This window comes from Acinetobacter sp. UBA6571, assembly GCF_002434085.1.
Lineage (GTDB): Bacteria > Pseudomonadota > Gammaproteobacteria > Pseudomonadales > Moraxellaceae > Acinetobacter > Acinetobacter radioresistens.
The window spans coordinates 47,339-69,704 of the sequence record NZ_DJJJ01000067.1; the positions used below are offsets into that span (position 1 = coordinate 47,339).

The 22,366-nt window shown below is 39.2% G+C and carries 19 protein-coding genes; 11 read left to right on the forward strand and 8 right to left on the reverse strand.

The window, feature by feature from the left end:
• Positions 1-29: 29 nt before the first annotated feature.
• From rlmD to cysM, 3 genes are read right to left on the reverse strand one after another with little or no spacing between them, the layout of a single operon-like run.
• On the reverse strand, positions 30-1,421 hold the full coding sequence (gene rlmD, locus B3X18_RS14840; protein ID WP_034670183.1) for a 23S rRNA (uracil(1939)-C(5))-methyltransferase RlmD: 1,392 nt from the start codon (positions 1,419-1,421) through the stop codon (positions 30-32).
• A gap of 9 nt (positions 1,422-1,430) precedes the next feature.
• Positions 1,431-2,249 (reverse strand): 3'-5' exonuclease, encoded by an 819-nt coding sequence (locus B3X18_RS14845; protein WP_034670186.1) that lies wholly within the window; start codon positions 2,247-2,249, stop codon positions 1,431-1,433.
• A gap of 17 nt (positions 2,250-2,266) precedes the next feature.
• Positions 2,267-3,193, reverse strand: coding sequence for a cysteine synthase CysM (gene cysM, locus B3X18_RS14850; RefSeq protein ID WP_026444153.1), 927 nt, complete (start codon positions 3,191-3,193; stop codon positions 2,267-2,269).
• Positions 3,194-3,345: 152 nt separating this feature from the next.
• Here cysM and B3X18_RS14855 point away from each other — a divergent pair, with 152 nt between their 5' ends.
• The 5 genes from B3X18_RS14855 to rsfS all read left to right on the forward strand — a co-directional run bounded on the left by B3X18_RS14855 (position 3,346) and on the right by rsfS (position 9,236).
• Entirely contained in the window at positions 3,346-6,150 is a 2,805-nt protein-coding gene (locus tag B3X18_RS14855; protein ID WP_005023479.1) for a GacS-like sensor histidine kinase, read from the forward strand.
• A 116-nt stretch (positions 6,151-6,266) separates the two neighbouring features.
• Positions 6,267-7,055: a crotonase/enoyl-CoA hydratase family protein gene (locus tag B3X18_RS14860; RefSeq protein WP_005023477.1), complete on the forward strand. Its 789-nt coding sequence runs from the start codon at positions 6,267-6,269 to the stop codon at positions 7,053-7,055.
• 15 nt (positions 7,056-7,070) lie between these two features.
• A complete protein-coding gene (locus B3X18_RS14865) occupies positions 7,071-7,937 on the forward strand; it encodes an NAD(P)-dependent oxidoreductase (protein WP_005023474.1) in 867 nt (288 codons plus the stop codon).
• Between the two features lie 19 nt (positions 7,938-7,956).
• Positions 7,957-8,745, forward strand: a complete 789-nt coding sequence (locus B3X18_RS14870) for a hydroxypyruvate isomerase family protein (protein ID WP_005023472.1) — start codon at positions 7,957-7,959, stop codon at positions 8,743-8,745.
• Positions 8,746-8,834: 89 nt separating this feature from the next.
• Entirely contained in the window at positions 8,835-9,236 is a 402-nt protein-coding gene (gene rsfS / locus B3X18_RS14875; protein ID WP_005016239.1) for a ribosome silencing factor, read from the forward strand.
• 621 nt (positions 9,237-9,857) lie between these two features.
• Here the strand turns inward: rsfS and B3X18_RS14880 are convergent.
• Genes B3X18_RS14880 through B3X18_RS14890 form a run of 3 tightly spaced genes read right to left on the reverse strand, consistent with a single transcriptional unit; the run spans position 9,858 to position 12,781 of the window.
• Positions 9,858-11,315, reverse strand: a complete 1,458-nt coding sequence (locus B3X18_RS14880; protein ID WP_005023470.1) for an NAD(P)(+) transhydrogenase (Re/Si-specific) subunit beta — start codon at positions 11,313-11,315, stop codon at positions 9,858-9,860.
• A gap of 3 nt (positions 11,316-11,318) precedes the next feature.
• Entirely contained in the window at positions 11,319-11,642 is a 324-nt protein-coding gene (locus B3X18_RS14885; RefSeq protein WP_005016254.1) for a proton-translocating transhydrogenase family protein, read from the reverse strand.
• An 11-nt stretch (positions 11,643-11,653) separates the two neighbouring features.
• Positions 11,654-12,781 carry a Re/Si-specific NAD(P)(+) transhydrogenase subunit alpha gene (locus tag B3X18_RS14890; protein WP_005023468.1) on the reverse strand — a complete coding sequence of 376 codons (1,128 nt, stop codon included), beginning with the start codon at positions 12,779-12,781 and terminating at the stop codon, positions 11,654-11,656.
• A 918-nt stretch (positions 12,782-13,699) separates the two neighbouring features.
• Here B3X18_RS14890 and B3X18_RS14895 point away from each other — a divergent pair.
• The gene (locus tag B3X18_RS14895; protein ID WP_005023465.1) at positions 13,700-14,623 is read left to right on the forward strand and encodes a DMT family transporter; all 924 of its coding nucleotides are present in this window, start codon (positions 13,700-13,702) and stop codon (positions 14,621-14,623) included.
• A 215-nt stretch (positions 14,624-14,838) separates the two neighbouring features.
• Positions 14,839-16,029 (forward strand): MFS transporter, encoded by a 1,191-nt coding sequence (locus B3X18_RS14900; protein ID WP_005023463.1) that lies wholly within the window; start codon positions 14,839-14,841, stop codon positions 16,027-16,029.
• A 21-nt stretch (positions 16,030-16,050) separates the two neighbouring features.
• On the opposite strand, the gene B3X18_RS14905 is transcribed toward B3X18_RS14900, so the two are convergent.
• Positions 16,051-16,701 carry a HEPN domain-containing protein gene (locus tag B3X18_RS14905; RefSeq protein WP_005023461.1) on the reverse strand — a complete coding sequence of 217 codons (651 nt, stop codon included), beginning with the start codon at positions 16,699-16,701 and terminating at the stop codon, positions 16,051-16,053.
• A 430-nt stretch (positions 16,702-17,131) separates the two neighbouring features.
• Here B3X18_RS14905 and B3X18_RS14910 point away from each other — a divergent pair, with 430 nt between their 5' ends.
• From B3X18_RS14910 to B3X18_RS14925, 4 genes are read left to right on the forward strand one after another with little or no spacing between them, the layout of a single operon-like run.
• The gene (locus B3X18_RS14910) at positions 17,132-18,067 is read left to right on the forward strand and encodes a phosphoribosyltransferase-like protein (protein ID WP_017400774.1); all 936 of its coding nucleotides are present in this window, start codon (positions 17,132-17,134) and stop codon (positions 18,065-18,067) included.
• 3 nt (positions 18,068-18,070) lie between these two features.
• Positions 18,071-20,056 (forward strand): hypothetical protein, encoded by a 1,986-nt coding sequence (locus B3X18_RS14915; protein ID WP_017400773.1) that lies wholly within the window; start codon positions 18,071-18,073, stop codon positions 20,054-20,056.
• On the forward strand, positions 20,053-20,973 hold the full coding sequence (locus B3X18_RS14920; RefSeq protein ID WP_017400772.1) for a hypothetical protein: 921 nt from the start codon (positions 20,053-20,055) through the stop codon (positions 20,971-20,973). The genes B3X18_RS14915 and B3X18_RS14920 overlap by 4 nt, the downstream gene beginning before the upstream one ends.
• Positions 20,974-20,976: 3 nt before the next feature.
• Positions 20,977-22,164 (forward strand): Eco57I restriction-modification methylase domain-containing protein, encoded by a 1,188-nt coding sequence (locus B3X18_RS14925; protein WP_034675164.1) that lies wholly within the window; start codon positions 20,977-20,979, stop codon positions 22,162-22,164.
• Positions 22,165-22,182: 18 nt separating this feature from the next.
• On the opposite strand, the gene B3X18_RS14930 is transcribed toward B3X18_RS14925, so the two are convergent.
• Positions 22,183-22,359: a hypothetical protein gene (locus B3X18_RS14930; protein ID WP_017400770.1), complete on the reverse strand. Its 177-nt coding sequence runs from the start codon at positions 22,357-22,359 to the stop codon at positions 22,183-22,185.
• Positions 22,360-22,366: the final 7 nt, after the last annotated feature.

The following is a 22,366-nucleotide window of genomic DNA, read 5'->3' on the forward strand; positions in this document are numbered from 1 at the left end:
TTCTCCTATACACATGTAACTCATGTTTTTTAATCGTTTATCTTGTTAATTTTTTCAAATAACACAATTGATTCTACGTGCCCGGTATGAGTAAACATATCCATCACACCAGCTTTTTTTAACCGATACCCATGCTCTACCAGAATACCTGCATCTCTTGCCAGAGTTGCTGGATTACATGAAACATAAACTATTCTTTTCGCATTAAAATTAGGAAGATAATGCATTACTTCTTCTGCTCCTGCCCGCGGAGGATCAATTAATAATGCATCAAAACCCTGCTTTGCCCAAGAATGAGAAGAAAAATCTTTTGTTAAATCTTGTGAATAGAAATACACGTTCAATAATTCATTGCTACGGGCATTTTCAGTACCGCGTTTAACCATGTCTTCACTTCCCTCTACAGCAATTACTTGACCGGTCTCACCTACACAGCGAGCCAGAGGTAAAGAAAAGTTTCCTAATCCACAAAACAGGTCAAGTACACGCTCACCTGGCTGTAGATTTAGCAAATTACATGCCAGACTGACCATTTGCGAGTTCACTGTAGAGTTAACTTGAGTAAAATCTAGTGGAGAAAAAGCAAAATCGATATCGAACTCTTCCAGACGATAATGCAAATACTTTGATGCATCCGGCTGATCTACCCGATACAAACTCTCTGGTCCAGCAGGCTGCAAATACAGTTGCCACTGCCTGCTTAACGCATATTGTGTTAATTGGTTGACATCGACTTGAGGTAATTTCTCTATATTACGAATAACCAAAGCAATATCGTGATCACCCATAGCCAATTCTATATGCCCAATGGCTGCTTTGGCTGTTAGACTTTCGAGTAACAATTGTAGCTCATTTAAGTGGCCAGCCATAGCTCGGTCCAGTACCTTGCAGGTCTGAATAGAGACCAGATGATTAGTTTGACGCTCACGAAAACCAAATTTCAGCTTTTGCTCTTTAGCTAAAAAACGCACCCCTATACGGGCTTTACGACGGTAGTCTTCTCGAGTCGAACGTAAAGCGGGTAGCCACTCTTCAGGTTCAATGGCAGCAAAATGCTTAAGATGTGAAGCTAGGACGTCTTGCTTGAAACGGATCTGTTCATCTGGGTGCATATGTTGAAGACTGCATCCTCCGCATAGACCAAAATGCGGACAGACGGGTTCAATCCGATATGAGGATGGCTCACTCAGTAATTGAACACTGTCTGCTTCTTCCAATCTTTTGGTGTGATGGGTGATTCGGGCCTGAACAGTTTCTCCTGGCAAGGCACCGGTAATAAAAACCTTTTTACCCTGCTTTTCTGCCGGATGTCCCGGCTCATTTCCATAGTGAGCAATACCCCGTCCTTCATGGGAAAGCGCCTCAACCTTAAATACATAATGCGCAGGTTGAGCCGAACGCGGTTTAGCTTTGTGTCTCAAGGAAATAACCTAATCTCTAACTGTAGGAAAAATATAATGTGAAGTAAATTCGGTATGCTGGGAACTGTCTTGCCACAGGCGAACAAAATCCGCTTGTTGTGGCTGCTGGCTTAAATACGCAATTGTGGATTGAATCCAGAAACGATGATCCTCTGCAAGCAATTGACCTTTCAACAGTAGCCAGCGCAGATAGATCAGCCAAGTATTTAGCACATCTCCTTCACAGTGTTGGCTTAGCTCTAGCCATTCACCATGCTGTACCTGCTCAGACACTCGGTAACCTTCTGTACGCTTGCCCGGATAACCCAGCAATTGTGCAGCGTCATCAAGTTTCTGAAAATTGCGGCCATTAAACATGGCCATCACGTCCATTAGATCGACATGACGGTGATGATAACGGTTCTGGTAATTATTATACCGCTTCTGAATATCAATTTCGCCCTGATCAAACAGGCTCGGAGCAGAAAGACCATGATACATGGTGCGAAATAAAATAACGGGTAAGTCAAACTGTGACCCGTTCCAGCTCACCAGAGTGGGATGACGCTTTTCAAAAATGGAAAGAAACTTTCTGAGAATCTCTGCCTCAGCATACTGCTCCTGACTAAAAGAAAATAGCCGCATGCCATGTTCATCAACCCAGAGGCCTGAAATACAGACAATCTCGTGTAAAGGCAGGCGCTGAAAATCGGTCCCTGCTTCTTGGCGACGCAGCTTAATCAAAGCCTGTTCAAGCTCATCATCCGGTAAATCCAGATTGTACAGGTGCGCACCTGCCTTCAAGTCGGTCAGTGTTTCGATATCAAAAATCAGGACAGGTAAGCGCATGTAATTCTCTTGAATAATTATTTATCTTCAGCTGAAAACAAACCGGTAGACAGATAACGGTCACCACGATCACAAATTATACAAACGATGACGGCATCCGGATTTTCTTCTGCAAGCTGTAAAGAAGCCCAGACCGCTCCACCTGATGAAGTTCCGGCACTAATTCCCTCTTCCCGGGCCAATCTGCGCATAGTGCGTTCAGCCTCAATCTGTGGAATGTCGATCGTGCGGTCAATACGGCTACGGTCAAAAATTGTAGGAAGATATTGTTCGGGCCAGCGGCGAATACCTGCAATACTTGAACCCTCAGATGGCTGCAAGCCCACAATCTGGATATCCGGGTTCTGCTCTTTAAGATATTTTGATACCCCCATAATGGTACCGGTCGTACCCATAGAGCTGACAAAATGGGTAATTCTACCCCCCGTCTGTTTCCAGATTTCTGGTCCTGTGGTGAGATAATGGGCCTCTACATTGTCCGGATTTCCAAACTGGTTAAGCACCAGACCTTTACCGTCCTGCTCCATTTGCAGCGCGAGGTCACGGGCACCTTCCATTCCCTGCTGTGGTGTCACCTCAATCAGCTCAGCACCATAAGCCAGCATAGCATCTTTACGTTCCTGACTCATATTGCTCGGCATGATCAGCTTCATTTTATAACCACGCATAGCCGCTACCATTGCTAGCGCTATACCGGTATTTCCACTTGTGGCTTCAATGAGCGTATCACCCGGTTTGATCTGTCCACGCCTTTCAGCCTGCATAATCATATTATAAGCAGGGCGGTCTTTTACCGAGCCAGCTGGATTATTTCCTTCAAGCTTGGCCAGCACAGTCGCTCGAGTGTGGTTAGCCAAGCGCTGTAAACGTACCAGTGGAGTTTTTCCAACATAATAGTCCAGCAGAAATTCATCCGCGGTAAAGTCAGGGGTCATCGTTGTCATTGTATGCACCTATATCGAGGTGATCAGTATTGTATGAAAAAATGCTTGCGCCTGCACTCATTTAACGTGCTTTTCTTAAAACCGCTTAATGCACGGCCAGTTTTATATAAAGCATGCTAATATGCCTGCATGGGGAATGAACAGCTCAAGCCATGTCGAATCTGAATAAGAAACTATCTAAGCGCCTACATTTAAATCATGCCTATGGGCAGCTTATTGCCTTGATTTTTGTCCCCATTATGGTTCTTGCATGCGTTGGCGCGGCACTGGTTTTAACTGAAACTTCGAATGCGGCTAAGGCCCAGCAGCGCCATACAGCCACTGCAATTCTGACTCGCTATGAGCATGTAGCCCAGCAGTTATTTTATTTGCTTAGTCAAAACCCCGACCGTTACACTCAAGCACGTAACATTCTACAGTACATGTTTATTGAGCAGCACCTGCAAGGTGCCATGATTATTGATAAAAATGGTAAAAGCTATTTAGATATAGGGTTCCAAAGCGAGCCATCCCAAATAAAGCCTCCACAAAACTCTATCTTTTTTGGACCTGTTTCCTATCATCATAATCATCTTTATGGCTTGCAGATATCTTCTGATCCAGCCAATAAAGCTTGGCTGGTTATTGAAATGGACAACCAGCCATTGGAAATTGCGCGTTACCGGGTCATGATAGTGTTGATCGCTACCGGGCTTTTAACCTTATTATTGCTGTTACTGTGCCTGAATTTCTATTCACGGCGCTGGATTGCGCCGATGTATGAAATTCGCATGCAGCTACAGCGGTTAAATGTCGATACTTTAGACCAGCACATTATTATTAACAGTACTGGCGAGCTGAGACTCTTACAGCGCGATATTGCCAATGTAGTGAAACGCCTACATTTTAGCTTTCTGGAGCTAAAAGAGCATACCGAACAGACTGAAGATGACCTGCGCCGGACATTGGACACCTTAGAGGTTCAGAATATTACTTATCGCCAGGCACGCGATCAGGCAATTTCTGCAAATCAGGCCAAGTCAGTATTTCTAGCCAATATCTCGCATGAATTACGTACCCCGCTAAACAGTATTGACGGTTTTATTCACTTGATGCTAAGGCAGGATAATCTTAGCAATGAGCAGAACCTGTATTTGCAGACTATCCGTAAATCTTCTGCTCACCTGCTGGCCCTGATTAACGATGTACTGGATTTTTCTAAAATTGATGCCGGTAAGCTTGAGCTTGAAACTGCACCATTTGACCTTGAGGAAGCTATTTTTGATGTAATGGATATGCTGTCACCCCTTGCCGCACAAAAACAGATCGATATGGCATTTTATTATGGTGATGATGTTCCGCAATATATTGTAGGTGATGTACTGCGCTTCAAGCAGATTCTGACCAATTTGATTTCCAATGCAATCAAATTCACCCCAGATGGTGAGATTATTGTCCGGGCGCGGATGGAACAAGATGGTATGGAACAATGTCTCTTACATTTCAGTGTGCAGGATAGCGGCATTGGTCTGAGCGGTACTGATCGCAAAAAACTGTTTGAGTCTTTCTCACAGGGTGATACTTCGGTGACACGCCAGTTTGGAGGAACAGGTCTAGGGCTAGCAATCTCTAAACAGTTAGTACACCTGATGCAGGGACAAATCGGATTTGAAGATAATCAGGAGCGTGCACCTACAGAAAAGGGCTCAACATTCTGGTTTACCGCCATGTTTGGCGTAGAAGATGAGCATGAACAGCAACATCCGAATTTCGAACATATTCATGTTTTATCCTTCTTGGCCCATCCAGCTACTGCTAACGTATTGCGTCATTATCTGGAAAATTATCAGGTTAAGCATACTGAGACACAGTCAATCCTGGATCTGTTCAGCCGCCTGAACCAGCTAAAAGACCAGAGTGAGAATACCTGGCTCATTGTAGACCATAGTGGTGACAGTGAAGCATTACTAAAAGAAATTCGTAGCCGCTATTCGGGACATCTTGCTGTTTATGGATACCAGATGGTGCTTGAGCCGAATATTCTTACTGAATATCGTGCACGTCCTCTGTATCAGCCTCTTAGCCGTACCGCATTAATTCAGCTACTCAGCAACCAGCCAGTATTTGAACAGGATAGCCTTGAAAGTTTTAATGGCCGTGGCTTGCATATATTGGCTGTCGATGATCACTTGCCAAATCTGATTGTACTTGAGGCATTACTAGGTGAGCTTAACGTTACAACTACCAAAGCGCTCAGTGGGCAGGAAGCACTAGATATCCTGCATCATCAGATTGAGCGCAAAGAAAAACTATTTGACCTGATCTTTATGGATATCCAGATGCCGGTAATGTCGGGAATTGACACCACCCGGGCTATCCGCTCACTGGAGTCAACGCTAGAGGGAGAAGTTCATCTACCGATTATCGCACTGACTGCTCATGCTTTAGCCGATGAAAAAAATAAACTGCTGAAAGTGGGGATGGATGACTATGTCACCAAACCCATTCAGATTGATCAGCTGATTCATATCCTGACGCAGTGGACCAATAATCAGTTCAATCAGCCTCCCGCAATTGAAAGCGGTATTTTACTTGATGCTCTAGACCCTGAAGTTCTGGACTGGCAACAGAGCCTGCAGCTGGCAGCGAACAAGGAAGACCTGGCTCATGATCTGCTTAAGATGCTAGTGGACAGTTTTCCAGCTGAACTGGCTGAAATGCAGCAATTGATTGAGCTGGAAGATTTTCCCCAGCTTGAACATGTATTGCACCGCTTATATGGCGCCACCCGTTATGTAGGTACGCCCAAATTACAGGAGACCAGCGGAAGTTTTGAACAGTTTGTCTCCACCTTGCGCAAAGAACGCCGTAAGGCAGATGAGGCTTTTATTCAGGAAACCTTAAACCGTTTTGATGAACTAACAGCAATCATTCATGAAGTTGAGACTGCTGCCCGGCACATTCTGGATGCTTCTTAAAGTAAATAAATTGACTTAAATGAGAGACACCGCTCATTTGCGTGACTCGGCTGTCATGCATCTGAGGTCATGCGATGGTATGCTCAGCCTCAAGAGAGAAAATAAGAGTTAGAAAAATGGCACTACTGCGTATAGAAAAAAATAATGGGATAGCGATAGTCTATCTGAACCGGCCAGAAAAACGTAATGCAATGAGTTTTGCTTTGTTACGCGAACTGGTCAGTACGGCCAAAACTATAGAAAAAGATCGTTCCATCCGCTGTGTTATTTTAACGGGTGAGGCCAATGTATTTAGTGCCGGTATTGACCTGGGTGACCTCAATAATCCTAAAAACCGGGCCTATGCTGTTTGGGAGCTGCTCAAACCCGGTCAAAGCCTTTTCCAGAAAGCTTTTCTGGTCTGGCAAAATCTGCCAGTTCCGGTAATTGCAGCCCTCGAAGGTTTCTGTTTTGGTGCTGGAATGCAGCTTGCACTGGCTGCCGATATTCGCATTGCCCACCCTGAAACAAAGATGTCGATCATGGAAAGTCGCTGGGGCCTAGTTCCTGATATGGGTCTGTCACGTTCTTTAAAAGGTCTGGTGGGTATAGATCTGGCTAAGGAATTAACACTGACCGCACGGATTTTCAAAGCTCAATATGCCAAAGAAATTGGTTTAGTAACTCATTTGGATGAACAGCCTCTAGTACGGGCTCAAGCTTTGGCACAAGAAATGCTGCAACGCTCACCTGATGCTTTACTGGCTGCAAAACGGGTTCTGGAAGCAATGCAACATCAGCCAAAACAGTCATTACGGCTAGAAAAAATCTGGCAATTCAAGTTATTACTAGCAAAAAACACACGTCTTGCCCGTCAAAAAGATAAACGTCCTGAAATTGAATATCTGCCGCGTCAATACAAATAATAGAGAGCGAGACTGATGAGTTTTAACCGTGACACTCCAATAGCATTTTTAGGCATGGGACTGATGGGAAGCCGCATGGCTGCACGCCTGATTCATGCCGGCTTTCAGGTCGCAGTCTGGAACCGGACAGCTTCTGCTTGCGCCCCCCTGCTTGACACAGGTGCAAAAGCATTAGATCTGGAGCAACTGGGACGTTATAAAATTATTCTGACTTGTCTGGCAGATGATCAGGCTGTCCAGCAAGTTTTCAACCAGATCCAGCCCTATTTAAAACCCGGCCAGACCATTGTAGATTTTTCCAGTCTATCAGTAGATAAAACCCTGGAACTGGCACAGGCAGCCCGACGGCAACATGTCAACTGGATTGACTCTCCCGTATCAGGGGGTACAGCAGGAGCCGAACAGGGAACACTAGTGATTTTCGCTGGTGGAAATGCTGAAAAAATTCAGGACCTCACCTTAGTCTACAATGTTTTGTCACAACGTGTGACTCGTATGGGAGAAACAGGCACAGGTCAGGCGACCAAAATCTGCAACCAGCTCATTGTTGCGGCCAACAGTACATTAATTGCCGAAGCAGTTGCACTAGCAGAACAGGCTGGTGTTGATACCCGGCTATTAGCTCCTGCACTTGCAGGTGGTTTTGCCGACTCAAAACCGTTTCAGATTCTTGCTCCGCGTATGGCTACTCATGTATTTGAACCGGTACAATGGAAAGTGCAGACTTTATCAAAAGATCTAGGAAATGCAGTTAAGCTGGCAGAACAGTTCAAACTTGATATACCTGTAGCAAAGCAGGCCTTAACACAGTTAACTTCACACCAGCAAAATGGTTTTGCGAAAAAAGACCTGGCTACCGTGATTCAGCAGGTCAAATCTTAATTGTTCAAGGAATGAAAATATGAGCAAGCTTGCAGTCAATCTGTCTATGATCTTTACTGAAGTGCCACTCATTGAGCGTTTTGCACTTGCTCATGCGCATGGCTTCCAGCATGTCGAAATCCAGTTTCCTTATGAGCTCGAAATAGAACAGATTGCCAGACAGCTGCACAAATACAAATTGGGTCTATGTCTGATCAATGTACCGGCTGGCGACCTGATGCAAGGCGGTAATGGCCTAGCAGGAGTCCCGGGGCAGGAAATTGCCTTTCATCGTGCTCTTGAACAGGCCATTGATTATGCTATAGCACTTAAAGTACCCAGTATAAATATACTGGCCGGCAAACAGCCCGAAGATGCAGATTTACTGCCTTGTCTAAACACCTTGGCACACAACTTGAAACTGGCCTGTCACCTTGCGACAGAGCAGGGAATTCAGCCAGTTTTTGAGATGATCAATGCCACAGACATGCCACGCTTCTTGGTACAAAACATAGCACAGGCTCAGGAAATGCTTGAAGCAGTCAACCATCCAGCCTTAAAAATGCAATATGATTGCTACCATATGGCAATGATGGGTGAAGATGTGTTGGCATCCTTGCAAGAAAATATTGCTTCAATTGGACATATCCAGTTTGCTGACTGCCCGGGACGACATGAGCCTGATACGGCCCAGATTTCTTATTCAGAGATTTTCACTTGGTTAAAGCAAAGTAAATATTCAGGATTTATTGCCGCAGAGTATAAACCAAGAGCTCACTCAAACGCTTCTTTTCACTGGAAAAATAAATATTTTCCTGATCAGATTTAATACATAAAATGTTACGCGCGATAATTTGAAATCTGTTCATAAAAGCGCTATATTAGATACTGAATAATAGTCTGGAAAATATGTTTTTTATGAATTTAGAACCATCGCCCAGCGTGTCTAATTCTTACGATCTCGCCATGAATTCTCAAAGCCAGAGTGTGCAGGAATGCTTAAAAGTTGTGCACAATGCTTTAACCGATGTAAAAGCTAAAGATATTATTGAACTTGATGTCAGTTCAATCAGTAATGTTGCTGATGCAATTGTAATCGCAAGTGGTACATCAACACGTCATGTAAAAGCTTTGGCTGATAATGTTGCTGATGAAGCACGTAAAGCCGGTTTCCGTCCTATAGGTATTGAAGGTGAACGTGATGCAGAATGGATCCTGATTGATTTAGGATATGTAGTGGTACATGTGATGCTACCTACTGCACGTAAGTTCTACGATCTAGAAAGCTTATGGCGTAATGCACCCGAATCTGTAGCGTAAAACTCCCTGAAAAAGCGACCTCTTCGGTCGCTTTTTTATATTTAATACCTTTTTAATAATTCATTATATAAAGCTGTTAAAAAACCGATATGCCACTTATTTTTTGGATATGATCTGTTTTTTTTGACCAGTTTAAGTCGAATAATGCATAAAATTTCAAACCGGTTAAATCCTCCTGAATAGCAATATTTAAAACTCCCTATTCTCCCGCATTCAATATGAAAAGGTGAGGCAGCATATTGCCCACCATTTTAAAAGTATTTATTTCGAGCAAATATACTATGCATTACTACTCCTATTAAGTAAGGTATACGGATTAAAGATAGAAGATATAAGGCGTAAAACAGATCAATTATTTTCTTTAATATATTTTTTATAAAAGAAATAGCAATTTAAATTAAACCTGCAGGCTTAACCCTGCCAGTCTATAAGACAGTAGATTCAATATAAATAATAGAAAGGGTTATAAATGATTTCTTTAATTTTTAATAAATACCATAAAACAGATGAGGAAAGCTAAATTGAATACTATATAGTAGTTTAGAATAAATTTTGTTTGCCTACATTAAATAAGATTATAAAAAAAGCCACCCTAAGATGGCTTTCATTATTTTTTAGAAATTAGTGACCCGTGCCATTAATTGCTTTGGTCATATCCTCGACCACTTTCTTCGCATCACCGAAAATCATCATAGTTTTTTCGTTGTAGAACAGGTCATTATCGAGTCCAGCATAACCAGTTGCCATTGAACGTTTGATTACCATGATAGTACGTGCCTTATGCGCTTCAAGAATTGGCATACCATAGATTGGCGAGTTTGGATCATCTTTAGCAGCCGGATTGACCACATCATTTGCACCAATTACCAGTACCACGTCAGTTGCTGGGAAATCTGAGTTAATCTCATCCATTTCCAGAATATCTTCATAAGGTACATCAGCTTCAGCAAGTAAAACGTTCATATGCCCCGGCATGCGGCCTGCAACCGGATGAATTGCAAACCGTACAGTAACACCCTGCTCTTTTAACAGATTGGCTAATTCCTTGACCGCATTTTGCGCACGGCCTTGCGCCATTCCATAACCTGGCACAATTACTACACTGTCTGCATTTGACATCAGGAAGCCAGCATCATCAGCTGAACCTGAACGGTGGTTACGCTGCACCTGCTCACCTGCGGCTGCACTTCCTGCGACCGCAGTACCGCCCATTGCGCCACCAAACAGTACATTAATGATAGAGCGATTCATGGCTTTACACATGATATAAGATAAAATAGCACCTGATGAACCCACCAGTGAACCTGCCACTATCAGCATATTATTTTCCAGGGTAAAACCAATACCCGCAGCCGCCCAGCCAGAAAAAGAGTTAAGTAACGAAACCACTACCGGCATATCACCACCGCCAACCGGTGCAATCCATACCCAGCCAAAGACCAGTGCCAAGATAGTCATTGCCCAGAATGCCTGCATGTTTCCTGTTGTAAAGAAGTAAAAACCGCATGCTAACATGGCAATAAAGATAATCGCCTGTACTGGTTTTACCCAGCCACCAGAGATCGTTTTAGCCCATTTCTTTGCAGCCAGTTTACCGTAAGCAAATACTGAGGCTGTAAAGGTAATTGCACCTACAAAACAACCCACAAACAGTTCAAACAGGTGAACCTTGTTCATATGGGCATGTTCAACTCCAGCAGCAGTCAGGGCCGCTTCATTTTGTAAAAACAATGCGCTGAGCTGGTTATTATGCAGAATGGCTGCTATCGCAATCAGAACTGCTGCCAGACCCACCAGAGAATGCATTAAAGCTACAGTTTCCGGCATCTGAGTCATCGGTACAGTACGTGCCCGGGCAATACCAATTAACCCGCCCAGTACCATTGCTCCTACAATCATCCAGATGACTGGATGATCTGCAACAAAGAATGTAGTGATTACCGCAATCGCCATAGCAATCATGCCATAACGGTTACCAGCAATCGCTGTTTTAGGGCCTGATAAACCGCGTAAGGTCAGAATAAAAAGAATGGCACCAATCAGGTAGAACCAATCCGCATTTGCTCGAATAAATTCCATTTATTAGCCCTCTTTTTTCTTTTGCTTTGGCTTAAACATTTCAAGCATGCGTGCCGTTACAGCGAAACCGCCAAAAATATTAATACTGGCCAGAAAGACTGCGATTGCACCAAGTACACTCACTACATTGATGCTCTGGAACGCTACATTTGCATCTACACCAAACACAGGCATACCTACTGTCTGAATCATGGCACCCACAATAATAATTGAGGAAAGTGCATTGGTTACTGCCATCAACGGTGTATGTAATGCCGGAGTAACGCCCCATACCACGTAATAACCCACAAAGATGGCTAGGACAAAAATTGTAATAGTTTCAACCATGAGCAGTCTCCTTAACCACGTTTAAGCAGGACTTGGCCATTGTGAGTGACCAGCAGGGCTTTTTGAATTTCGTCTTCCAGGTTAACCGTAAAGTTTTTTTCTTGATCAAACAGGGTTTCGACAAAATTGAATACATTACGGGCATACAATGCTGAAGCTTCTGTCGCCACAGTGGCAGGAATATTCGGCACACCCAGAATTTTTACACCATTACTGGTCGTGACTGTCTCACCACATTTAGAGCCTTCTACATTACCGCCTGACTCAACTGCCATATCCAGAATGACTGAGCCCGGTTTCATCTTGGCCACAGTTTCAGCTTTAATAAGACGCGGCGCATCGCGGCCAGGTAGCAGTGCCGTAGTAATTACAATATCGGCATTGGAAACAGCTTTATCAACAATAGCGGCCTGATCTTTAATATATTGTTCACCAGGCATCCAGCCGTAACCATTTTTTGCAGCTTCCGCAGCACGTTGCTGCTCTTCTGCAGACATGGGTACATCCAGCCATTTGCCACCCAAAGACTCAACCTGATCTTTTGCAGTTGGACGCAGGTCAGTTGCTTCAACTACTGCACCCAGGCGCTTCGCTGTTGCAATTGCCTGCAGGCCTGCAACACCCACTCCCATGACTACTACACGGGCGGGCTTTACAGTACCAGCCGCGGTCATCAGCATTGGGAACATACGTTGATATTCATTGGCCGCCAGCAATACCGATTTGTAACCGGCCAAGTTGGCCTGTGAAGACAGTACATCCATATTTTGTGCACGAGACAAAGTACGGGGCAACAACTCAAGGGCAAATGCAGAAACCTGTTGTGATGCAAACTGATCAAGCTCAGTATTACGATATGGATCAAACATTGCCACAACCGTTGTATGAGGAGAAAGTTTCTGAATCTCCTCCCCTTTAGGTGCCCGAACTTTTAAAATAATCTGGCTATTCTGATAGGCATCATCGGTTATGGTTGCACCAACCTGTTCATAAGCGCTATCTATATAAGCAGCTTTAACCCCTGCTCCACGTTCAATAACGACACTATGACCAGCATTGATCAACTTTTTTACTGTCTCTGGCGTAGCAGCCACACGATTTTCACCGATAACAGTTTCGGTTGGGATTCCGATCTGCATGAGCGTTCCTCAAGCTAATTTTTCTTAAGTAAACATCGCCAAAAACGATGTTTCCCCCAGGATGTATTCTTGTTGAATTTCTGGATTCTAATTGAACCGTTTTAAAATACTACCCAATATTTATTTAATAAATACCTATATTTTGAACTGATGATTCATAAATATAAAAAATCCAACCATAAAATATAATTATTATTTATACATTAAATGAATATTTTTTATTCATTCTGTTTATTTTTTCTCCGTTCTTTCTTTTAATTTCCTTGTTATATATTTTTTATAATTTTCTATAGCAACATTGAATGGCATTTCTGACAATGAATGGAACACTTTTAAACATTCATCACGCCACTTGCCGACTTTATTTTCCGGCAACCTGTACTTAATTTAATTCTATATGAAGGCATATTTTGCTTTTCTGACAGAATAGTGAGTTCATTAAAATAAGAAAATAGCAGTGTTCTTTAAAGTTCTAGGCAAAAAAGTGAATCATGGATAAAGCATATTAAACTGGTTAGCTACACTTAGTAGTGATAGATATTTTGTTAAATCTAGAGCTTTATCATAGTTTGAAAAAAATATAGAAATTTACAGAAAAAGTTTTTTCATCATTTTATCTGATGATGAACAGCTGATCTATTTCTATTTTTTGATTTAAATTGCACTATTTTTGGGCATAAATACAACAAGAGTTAAGACTGTATAAGTTAAATTTCTATATAGTGATTATTCTGCTGTGTTCTGATCAAGCAAAACTTTCTCTAATAAATGATCTTAACAAATTGACTTATTCCCCAAGCTTTAAGGATTAATGACTTTTTTATATTTTCTCTCACCACGGTAAAACTTTATAATTCAAGTATCGATACGTTTGCCGCTCTGGCTGTATCAGGCAACGTGATTAAACAAGACTATAAAATGAAATTCTCCATTACCCGGATACAGCTTGGCTCCCTGTTTGCCATTTGCTCTGCTTTTCTATTTAGTACCAAAGCAATTTTTATCAAGCAGACTTATGCTCTTTCTCCACTGGTTGACGCTACGCTATTGATGGCGCTGAGAATGGCGAGTGCCTTGCCCTTTTTTCTTGTTATTTGCTGGCTGAATCGTCACCGTAATCAGGATATCAGACCGCGAGAATGGTTATTACTGGTGTTGGCGGGCATACTTGGCTATTACCTTGCCAGCTGGCTTGATTTCTTAGGATTAATGTTTATCAGTGCCTCATTGGAAAGGATTATCCTGTTTTTATATCCAACTCTAACGGTACTGGCTTCTAGTCTGATTTACCGGCAAAAGCTCGCTCCAAAAATGCTTTTTGCAATTTTACTCAGCTATAGTGGTACAGTTTTAGTGATGTTACAGGAACATCAGTCTGGTCCTGAAAACTCTTTATGGTTAGGTGCAGGACTGGTTTTTGCCAGTGCTGTGGCCTTTTCAGCTTACCTTTTGCTTACACCGCACCTAATCCATAAATTTGGTTCCTGGAATTTTACAGGCCTAGCCCTGAGTGTGGCTTGTAGTGGTACTTTAATACATTATTTTCTTGCTACCCCCCAACCTTTAGTACTGATTACACAGTTACCTGCCTCTGTGATCTGGTACGGTATTGCACTAGGAATTCTGGTGACAGTATTGCCTACTATTTTACTCATGCAGAGTATAGAGCGATTGGGTGCAGCGCAATCAGCCATGATTGCCTCTATTGGACCAATTTTGACACTGCTTCTGGCCGTAGTATTTTTAGACGAATACCTGAATGGCTGGCAGTGGCTAGGATGTATCTTAAATATTGTTGGTGTAATGATAATTACATTAAGTAAGCGAAAGCTGCAGCATTGAATTTTACTTTTATGGAAGTTAGATATTCTGCTTGTCTATAATAGTTATTTTCATAATGTGCTAAAAGAGTGCATGAAGAATCTTAAATAACTGCGTATCAAAGTAGAATAGCAGCAACTTGATGTAAGCTGGAGCTGCCCTGCATCTCTATAGCAAATACAGTTTCAGAAAAGTAACCGCCAGATTTGGCCATTTTTTAATTCCGGAAAAGTAAAATGGATAACTCTCAGGATATTAGCCAGAACAGACCACTGCTCTGGCTAATGGCAATCGCATGTGGGCTATGTGCAGGAGTAAATTATTATTGTCAGCCACTGGTACATTCTATTCAGCAATATTTTGCCGTAACTGAGGCCCAAGCAGCTTTAACTGTTACTTTTGCTCAGGTCTCTTATGCGCTAGGCTTGCTGTTTATTGTACCTTTAGGGGATATTCTCAATAAAAGCAGATTTATTCCTTTACTCATGTTTTTTGCTGCTATTGGTCTGCTTCTTTGTGGTTTTGCTATCAACCTGCCTATGCTCTGGGTTGGCACTGTTATAGCAGGTCTGTTTTCAGTTGCTGCTCAGGTGCTTATTCCACTGGCTACCATGGCGGTTCAACCGGAAAAGACCGGAGAGGTTGTTGGTTTTTTAATGAGTGGCCTGTTAATTGGGATACTTCTTTCAACCAGTCTGGCAGGCGTATTATCCAATCTATTTGAATGGAACATTATTTATTTGGCTAGCGCGGTCATGATGTTATGCCTGGCTTACCTGCTAAAAAGTCGGCTGCCTTATGTCATGCGTTTCAAGATGGGCTATCTGCAAATCTTTAGTTCAATGGCCAGCCTGATTAAAGAAGAAAAACGTCTGGTCTTACGCTCACTCGTCGGTGGGTGCGCATTCGCTTCGGTCAGTACACTTTTTTCAACAATTGCAGTATTACTTTCAGGGCCTGCATTCCAGCTACCTGACTTTATGATTGGCTTGATACCTCTTATGGGGATATTTGGTGCCTTATCCACCCAGTGGATTGGTAAACAGGCAGATAAAGGTTATACCCGGATTCTTACCTGGATCGGTTGCGGGCTATTAGGTATCAGCTGGATTGCATTTTATTTTACCCAGTATAGCTTAATAAGTTATATCACCGGCTTCGGTATAATCCATCTAGGTTTGGCAATAGTGCATAGCTGCAACCAGAATATTGTCTTCCGGCTACGCCCAGATGCCAAATCCCGTTTAAATGCCATTTACATGACCATGTATTTTATTGGAGCTGCGGGCGGTTCTGCATTAGGGATTTATGCTTGGCATCATGGGGGATGGCTGATGACCTGTCTCGCTGGTTTCTCTTTGGCTCTAGCTGCAACAGTATTTGCCCTGATTGACCAGTTGATCAAGCATGAGCCGCAGCAGGCTTAAAAAATTTTGATCACCTAGAAACTAGCAAACAGCAACTTGAGGATAAAAAGGCTGCTGGCTATGGCTAAAACATTCTCCATGTTCCAGCATGATTAAAATTAACACAGGAAGCAATGTAGTCAGGATACGGGAAGCCAGCTCATTCAGCTCAGCCTGTAACTGGCTTTTGCAGGTGATGCCACCTTGCAGAATTTGAGTATGTAGCGTTATTAATCTTGCAAATACTATTTCTAGTAATGCAGCAGTGTCTTTATGTCTGAATATCTGTTCACAGTTTTGCTGCTCCTGTAAATCTTGCATCTGCCATTCTGGCTGTGTTAGCTGGCCATGACGATATTGCCAGTAGGACTGCCGGCTATATTGACTCATCAGGTAAGTCTGTATAGCTGAATAAAGCCTTCCCCATAAAGTTCGCTCAAGTTTCCCTTCTACATCATATTGCAAGAGTGATTTTAAAAATAGGCAGAGTTCTTCTTGATGTGAAATTTGGTTTATTTTTGAAGTCACATATAGGGCCTGTAAGCTAATCCACAGGCTAAGTATCTTTAGCTCGAGATTTTCATCGAGATCAATCGATTGCTTCAACCAGCTGATGCTACGCTGCATCCGCAAATTAAAATGCTCAGGATATTCGGCTTTTTTTGCTCTGAAAACCTCTTCTAGCACTAACATTGCCTACCCCACTTATGATTATTTTATCTTGTCTATATTTTTAAAATAGCGCTAAAGCTGAGGTTACTTCAAATACTTATTGTGACCAGAGGTTAATTTTATTTTATACCTCGTGATTTGGCCCTACAGTTAAAAGCTTACCCTGTTGTATCAGATCTAAACCCCGTATAATACGCCTCTTCGTTTTTCTGTTAGCTTCAGGTCCGGATATGCAAATTCTTCAGTCACCTCAGCCTCGTATTTCGGTTGCGCCGATGATGGACTAGAAATACATATAGATAATTATAATAAAATACAATAACTTATATTTATTATTTTTTTAATGGTGCAAATTTGGTGCAAAAATTTAATATGCTTTTATCTAGTTAGAGTCTCTTAAAAGAATGAAATTCACTGTAATATATTAAAAAATTGAATCACTTACTAAATTATGTTTTCACATGACACTTTTCATATAAGAACTAAAACAAGGGTAAAAAAGCTTATTCAAGCTGGCTTTTGGCGGGGCATCAGTGTTCAAGATCTAGAAAGATGGTGTGGTGAATTTAGAACTCCACAGGAACTTGAATTACTTTCTTTTCTACTAGACTCTTTAGTGTTTCGCTCACAAAATCAAATTACTGGATTAATTCATCAATTATTTGATACTCAACTTTCTCAGGTAATAAATTGGGAAGAAGATTTAGGCGCAAATTCTGAGTCTAGATCTTTGTTCGATATACTCACTTTAAAATATCCTGATAATAGAATAAATAAAATTAGATTAGTACCTGTCATAAAGACAGAAGATCCTCCTACTAAAAGTGGCCCCCTTATTGCACGCATTTTAAATAAGCACACAATCAATCATAAATACATGTGTTGGCCTTGGGATCAAGAAAAACTCAGAAATGAGGATCTAAGCTATACTATTTTTTTCGATGATTTTATTGGTACTGGCACTCAATTTTTAAATTTCTTCAATAACTTAATTGAAAATGGAACTATAGATAAGACAAAATCTATGTTCTGTTACATAGCTTTTTCTGGCACACAAAGTGGTATAGACCATATCGAAAAAGAAACTCAAGGATTAGTAAAAGTTTTTGTCTCAGAAACAATTAAAGAATCAAATAAATTTTTTACTGGATTTTCAACTCGATATGAAAAACTTGGCACCTACTTAGATATGCCTTTAGATGAATATGTTGAATCCTTAAAACAGACTTATCTAGAGTTCCTTCATAATCATCAAGTAAGAAACAGAGAACCTTTTGGTTATGGAAATTTAGAATTAACCCATGTCTTCTCACATGGTACACCTAATGGGACATTACCAATATTTTGGAGTTCTAATGCCAATTATCATGCCTTATTTCAGAGATAAAATATGAGTATTGAAATAGCAAATCTTTTGTCGAATAACAGGACTGAGCACATTGGATTAGATGTTTGGTCAGACTTCGTAGTTCCCTATAATTTTAATTTAAATGAATTCTACTCACTTCAACCAATAAAATTAGAAGGTGGTCGAGGAAGTGGAAAAACTATGATATTGAGATATCTATCTCACTATTCTCAATTTTCCCCAAATCGAGATTCTGTTCCAAATGATACTTTACAGAATATTGGAATTTATTTAAAAGCAGATACTCAATTTATGAGACTCCTGCAAAAAAGAGGTTTCGATGAAGCTATTTGGTCTGACATTTTTGAACATTACTTAAACTTAATTATTTTAATCGAGGTTCTATCTTCACTTATTAGTATCAAAAACTCTAATATTGACAATCAAATCAAAGAATCTGTTAGTTCTATAAAAATTGAATGTCTAGAAAACTATAATATTCCTCCTGATACTATCGACAATACTCTAAAAGAGCTAAAAAAACTAAAAGGTTTTTGTGAAAAAAATGTTCTAAATCCTAAGAAATTAGATGATATTGAAATATTTTCATATCAGCTTATTAAAGATCTAATTGAAGAAATTAATAGTTATACTCAATACACAACCATATTTCATATCTTTATCGATGAATATGAAAATCTTCTCGAGTATCAACAAAAAATTATCAATGCTCGTATGAAGCATTCAGAACCACCTATTAATTATAACATCGCCATTAAGTGTAATGGTGCACCATTTATTGAGATTATCGGAAGTAATGAAAACTTAAATCTACAACACGATTTTATTGCAATAAATTTAGATAATTTGATGATGCAAAATTTTGAAGTTTTTGCATCAGAAATATTGTTATCAAGGTTATCTAAAAAACATGAAAAGTATAAAAAATTATTTTCAAATATAAAGCTTAATGAGACTGATAACTTAACTCTTAGAAGCAGAGATGAATATCAAAACTCTATCTTGCAAAGTGCAAGAGAAATTCTTCCAAGTAGTTCCCAGGAAGACTTAGCTAATGAAGTTTTTTCTGAATCTCAATTTTACAAAAAACTATTAAATGAAATTGATCAGGCGTTAAAGGGAAAAACAACCAATCTCACTACTAAAGATTTCATTGATACAGGTTTAAGAAAAGAACTGATCGTTTGCTCCTCAATTCTTTATAGGAATCGACTTACACCAGACCAGATATTTGAAGAGCTGATTAGGGTTCAACTACAGCAGGATAATGATTTTGAACAAGGAAAAGAATGGACGGCTAATAATTTCATTGGTAGCTATATCAGGATTACTAAAGTTCAAAAACATAAATCTACTTTTTATGCAGGTTTGACTGCATTTACAAAATTAGCTAACGGAAACATTAGATATTTCTTAGAATTATGTAGATCAACATTCTCAAATACTTTTAGTACGAATGAAAATGATCTAAGTATCCCTAAAAATATTCAACATCAAGCAGCTCTTGAAACGAGTGAATTATTCTTTAAAGAATTAGACAGCATGAAACCTGTTAGAACTCCTTTAAAAAGTCTATGCCTTCGACTAGGAACAATCTTTAGTGTCTATCATGATAGGAACTCTCAAAGTGAGCCAGAAATAAATCACTTTACTATCTCCGATCCAATTAATATTGGATCCGAATTACAAAATAAAATTAATGATGCTGTAAAGTGGGGTATTGTTTACCAAACTAAAGCCACTAAAGAAAAGGATGCAAATAACTTTATTCCTTTCTTTGACTATGTTCTAAATCCCATATTCTCTCCTCATTTCTATATAAGCTATAGAAAAAAAAGAAAGATTAAGCTTTCTTCTTCAAATATCAATATGTTATTTGACAGCAATCAAGATGAGTTCATGAACTTTATCAAAGATTTAGAAACACAATTAAACCCCGTAGAAAAGGTGAAAGTTAAACCTGAACCTGAATCAATTACCATGTATCAAGATGATTTATTCAAATGAACATAACTTGTTATGCTCCTAATCAGATAGAAACAGCTCTTACCAAGAATTGGGATATTTGCCTTTTAGGAAAGACCTTTGATGCTAGAGACGATCTTGCACATCAAATATTAAGTAAATCTTCTACTCTTAAATATGAAGTAGCATATGATTCAACAGAATTTGAATTCATTATCATTAATAAAGATACTACAGAAGAGAAAAAATTCTATACGCATGATTTAGATCAATTTTTTTCAGAATTCTTTTCTAAGAAAGTAATTATTGATGCAACCACGTTTGATGTAGCTGTATTAGCATGCCTATGTAAATACCTTAAAACTTATGTCAGCAATACATTAGATATTTTCTATATTGAACCAGAAGATTACGATGTAATTCGTACATTTTCTGAAGATGATTTTAATCCTAATTTATCAGATAGTACTTTAGGGTTTGAAGAAGCAGCGATACCCGAACTCACAAAACCTATTGAATCAGATGAACATAATTTTTTTGTATTTTTGATGGGGTATGAAGGTCATAGAGTATCTAATGCTTTTGAAAAGTTAGACTATAATTTACAAAAGTATCAATTTATATTTGGTGTACCAAGCTTTGTATATAGTTGGGAACATATACCATTTTCTACTCAAGCACATATTTTGCTAGAAAAAAATGAAAACTCACATGACTATATTAAATATTGCGGAGCTAATAACCTAATTGGTACATATAGGCTCTTACAGGAACTTAAAGACAAAAACAGGGTAGAAAATTTATTCTTAATTCCGTTAGGAACTAAAATTATGGGGCTAGCTGCAATTCAATTTCTTTGCCATAATCCGGACACATATATACTTTATGATTACCCTAATAAAGTCGAGGGAAGATCATCTGGAGCTCAGAAAATCCACCTAATTGAGTCTTTCTTATAGTTCATGCACTTTTTTCACCCTACCCCTTTAGACATTGTTGACCAATTTATATCAGCTAAAACTAAAGGCAAATATTTTGATAGAGTTCTAGATCCATGTGTAGGAGATGGAGCTCTTCTTACGTCTTTAGAAAACAATTTTGATAGCCTTACTATTATTGATATCGACTCAGAAAAATTAAAAAACTTTAGAGATAGTAATTTTATAAAATATGAAGGAGACTTCTTAGATATTGAATTAAGTGAAAAATTTGATCTTATCTTATGTAACCCTCCATTTAATAATAAGTCAGTATCAGGCTTAAGTATTGAAGAAAAATTTCTATCGAAATGTTTAAATCTTATTAATAATAAGGGATATGGTATTTTTATTTTACCAAGCTCAATTATAAATGGAACTAAAACAAAAAAAATAAGAGAATATTTGATCAATAACTTTACTCTCATATCTATTGATATCTTACCAAAAAAAACTTTCACTAAAATTGAAAGCCACTTTTATATTATCACCTTAAAAAATATTAAAACCATTGGAAATTATAATATTGATACAAACATGGGTATTATCAATATTAATCTAATTTTAAAACATAAATATGAAACATTAAATCCAAAATATCTGATTAGTTTTTCTAAATATCAAACACTACTAAATTATTTTCCAAAAGTCTTTATATATAAAGACAATTTATTTAGAGGTAATGTTGAAAAAAATAACTGTCAATTGCATACCACTCATTTTTCCACCTTACTGTGTAATAAGTATGAGAAATTTTTAGAAAATAAAAATGGGAAAAAAATTAAAAAATATGATTTATTATGCAAAAGAGTAGGAAGAAATTGTCATAGTACTTTTTCTATATACTTAGGAAATAATGAACTTGTAGTAAGTGATTGTATAATTGTTCTACCATCGAACTCAAAAAACCTCCAAGACAATTTAATTCACCTATTAAACATTAGATTATCAATATTATTGGGCGCTTCAGATAATTTTATGATTGAAGGATCAGGAGCAAATTATATTTCTTTAAAAAAACTAAAAGAAACAGATTTTATTGATTTTAGAAATCACATTTCAAAAAAAGATATTAGAAAATATGCTCATTTAATTTTAAAAAACAATGTTAATAAAACAATACTATTTGAAGAAACCTTAAAAAATAAAATTTCAAAAAAAATACATATTTAAAATATGTATTTTTTTATTTTAAAAGTAGTGACTATCTAAATAATCCTCTAATATTTTCATATATTTCTCCTCCTCTTCTTTAGTATCAATCCTCATAGGCAATAAATCTAACATTGGCATATATTCCTCCAAGTTATTAGCCTGAATATCTTTTTCAAACTGCTCAATAAACTTTTTTAATCTTTCTACTTCCATTACAACA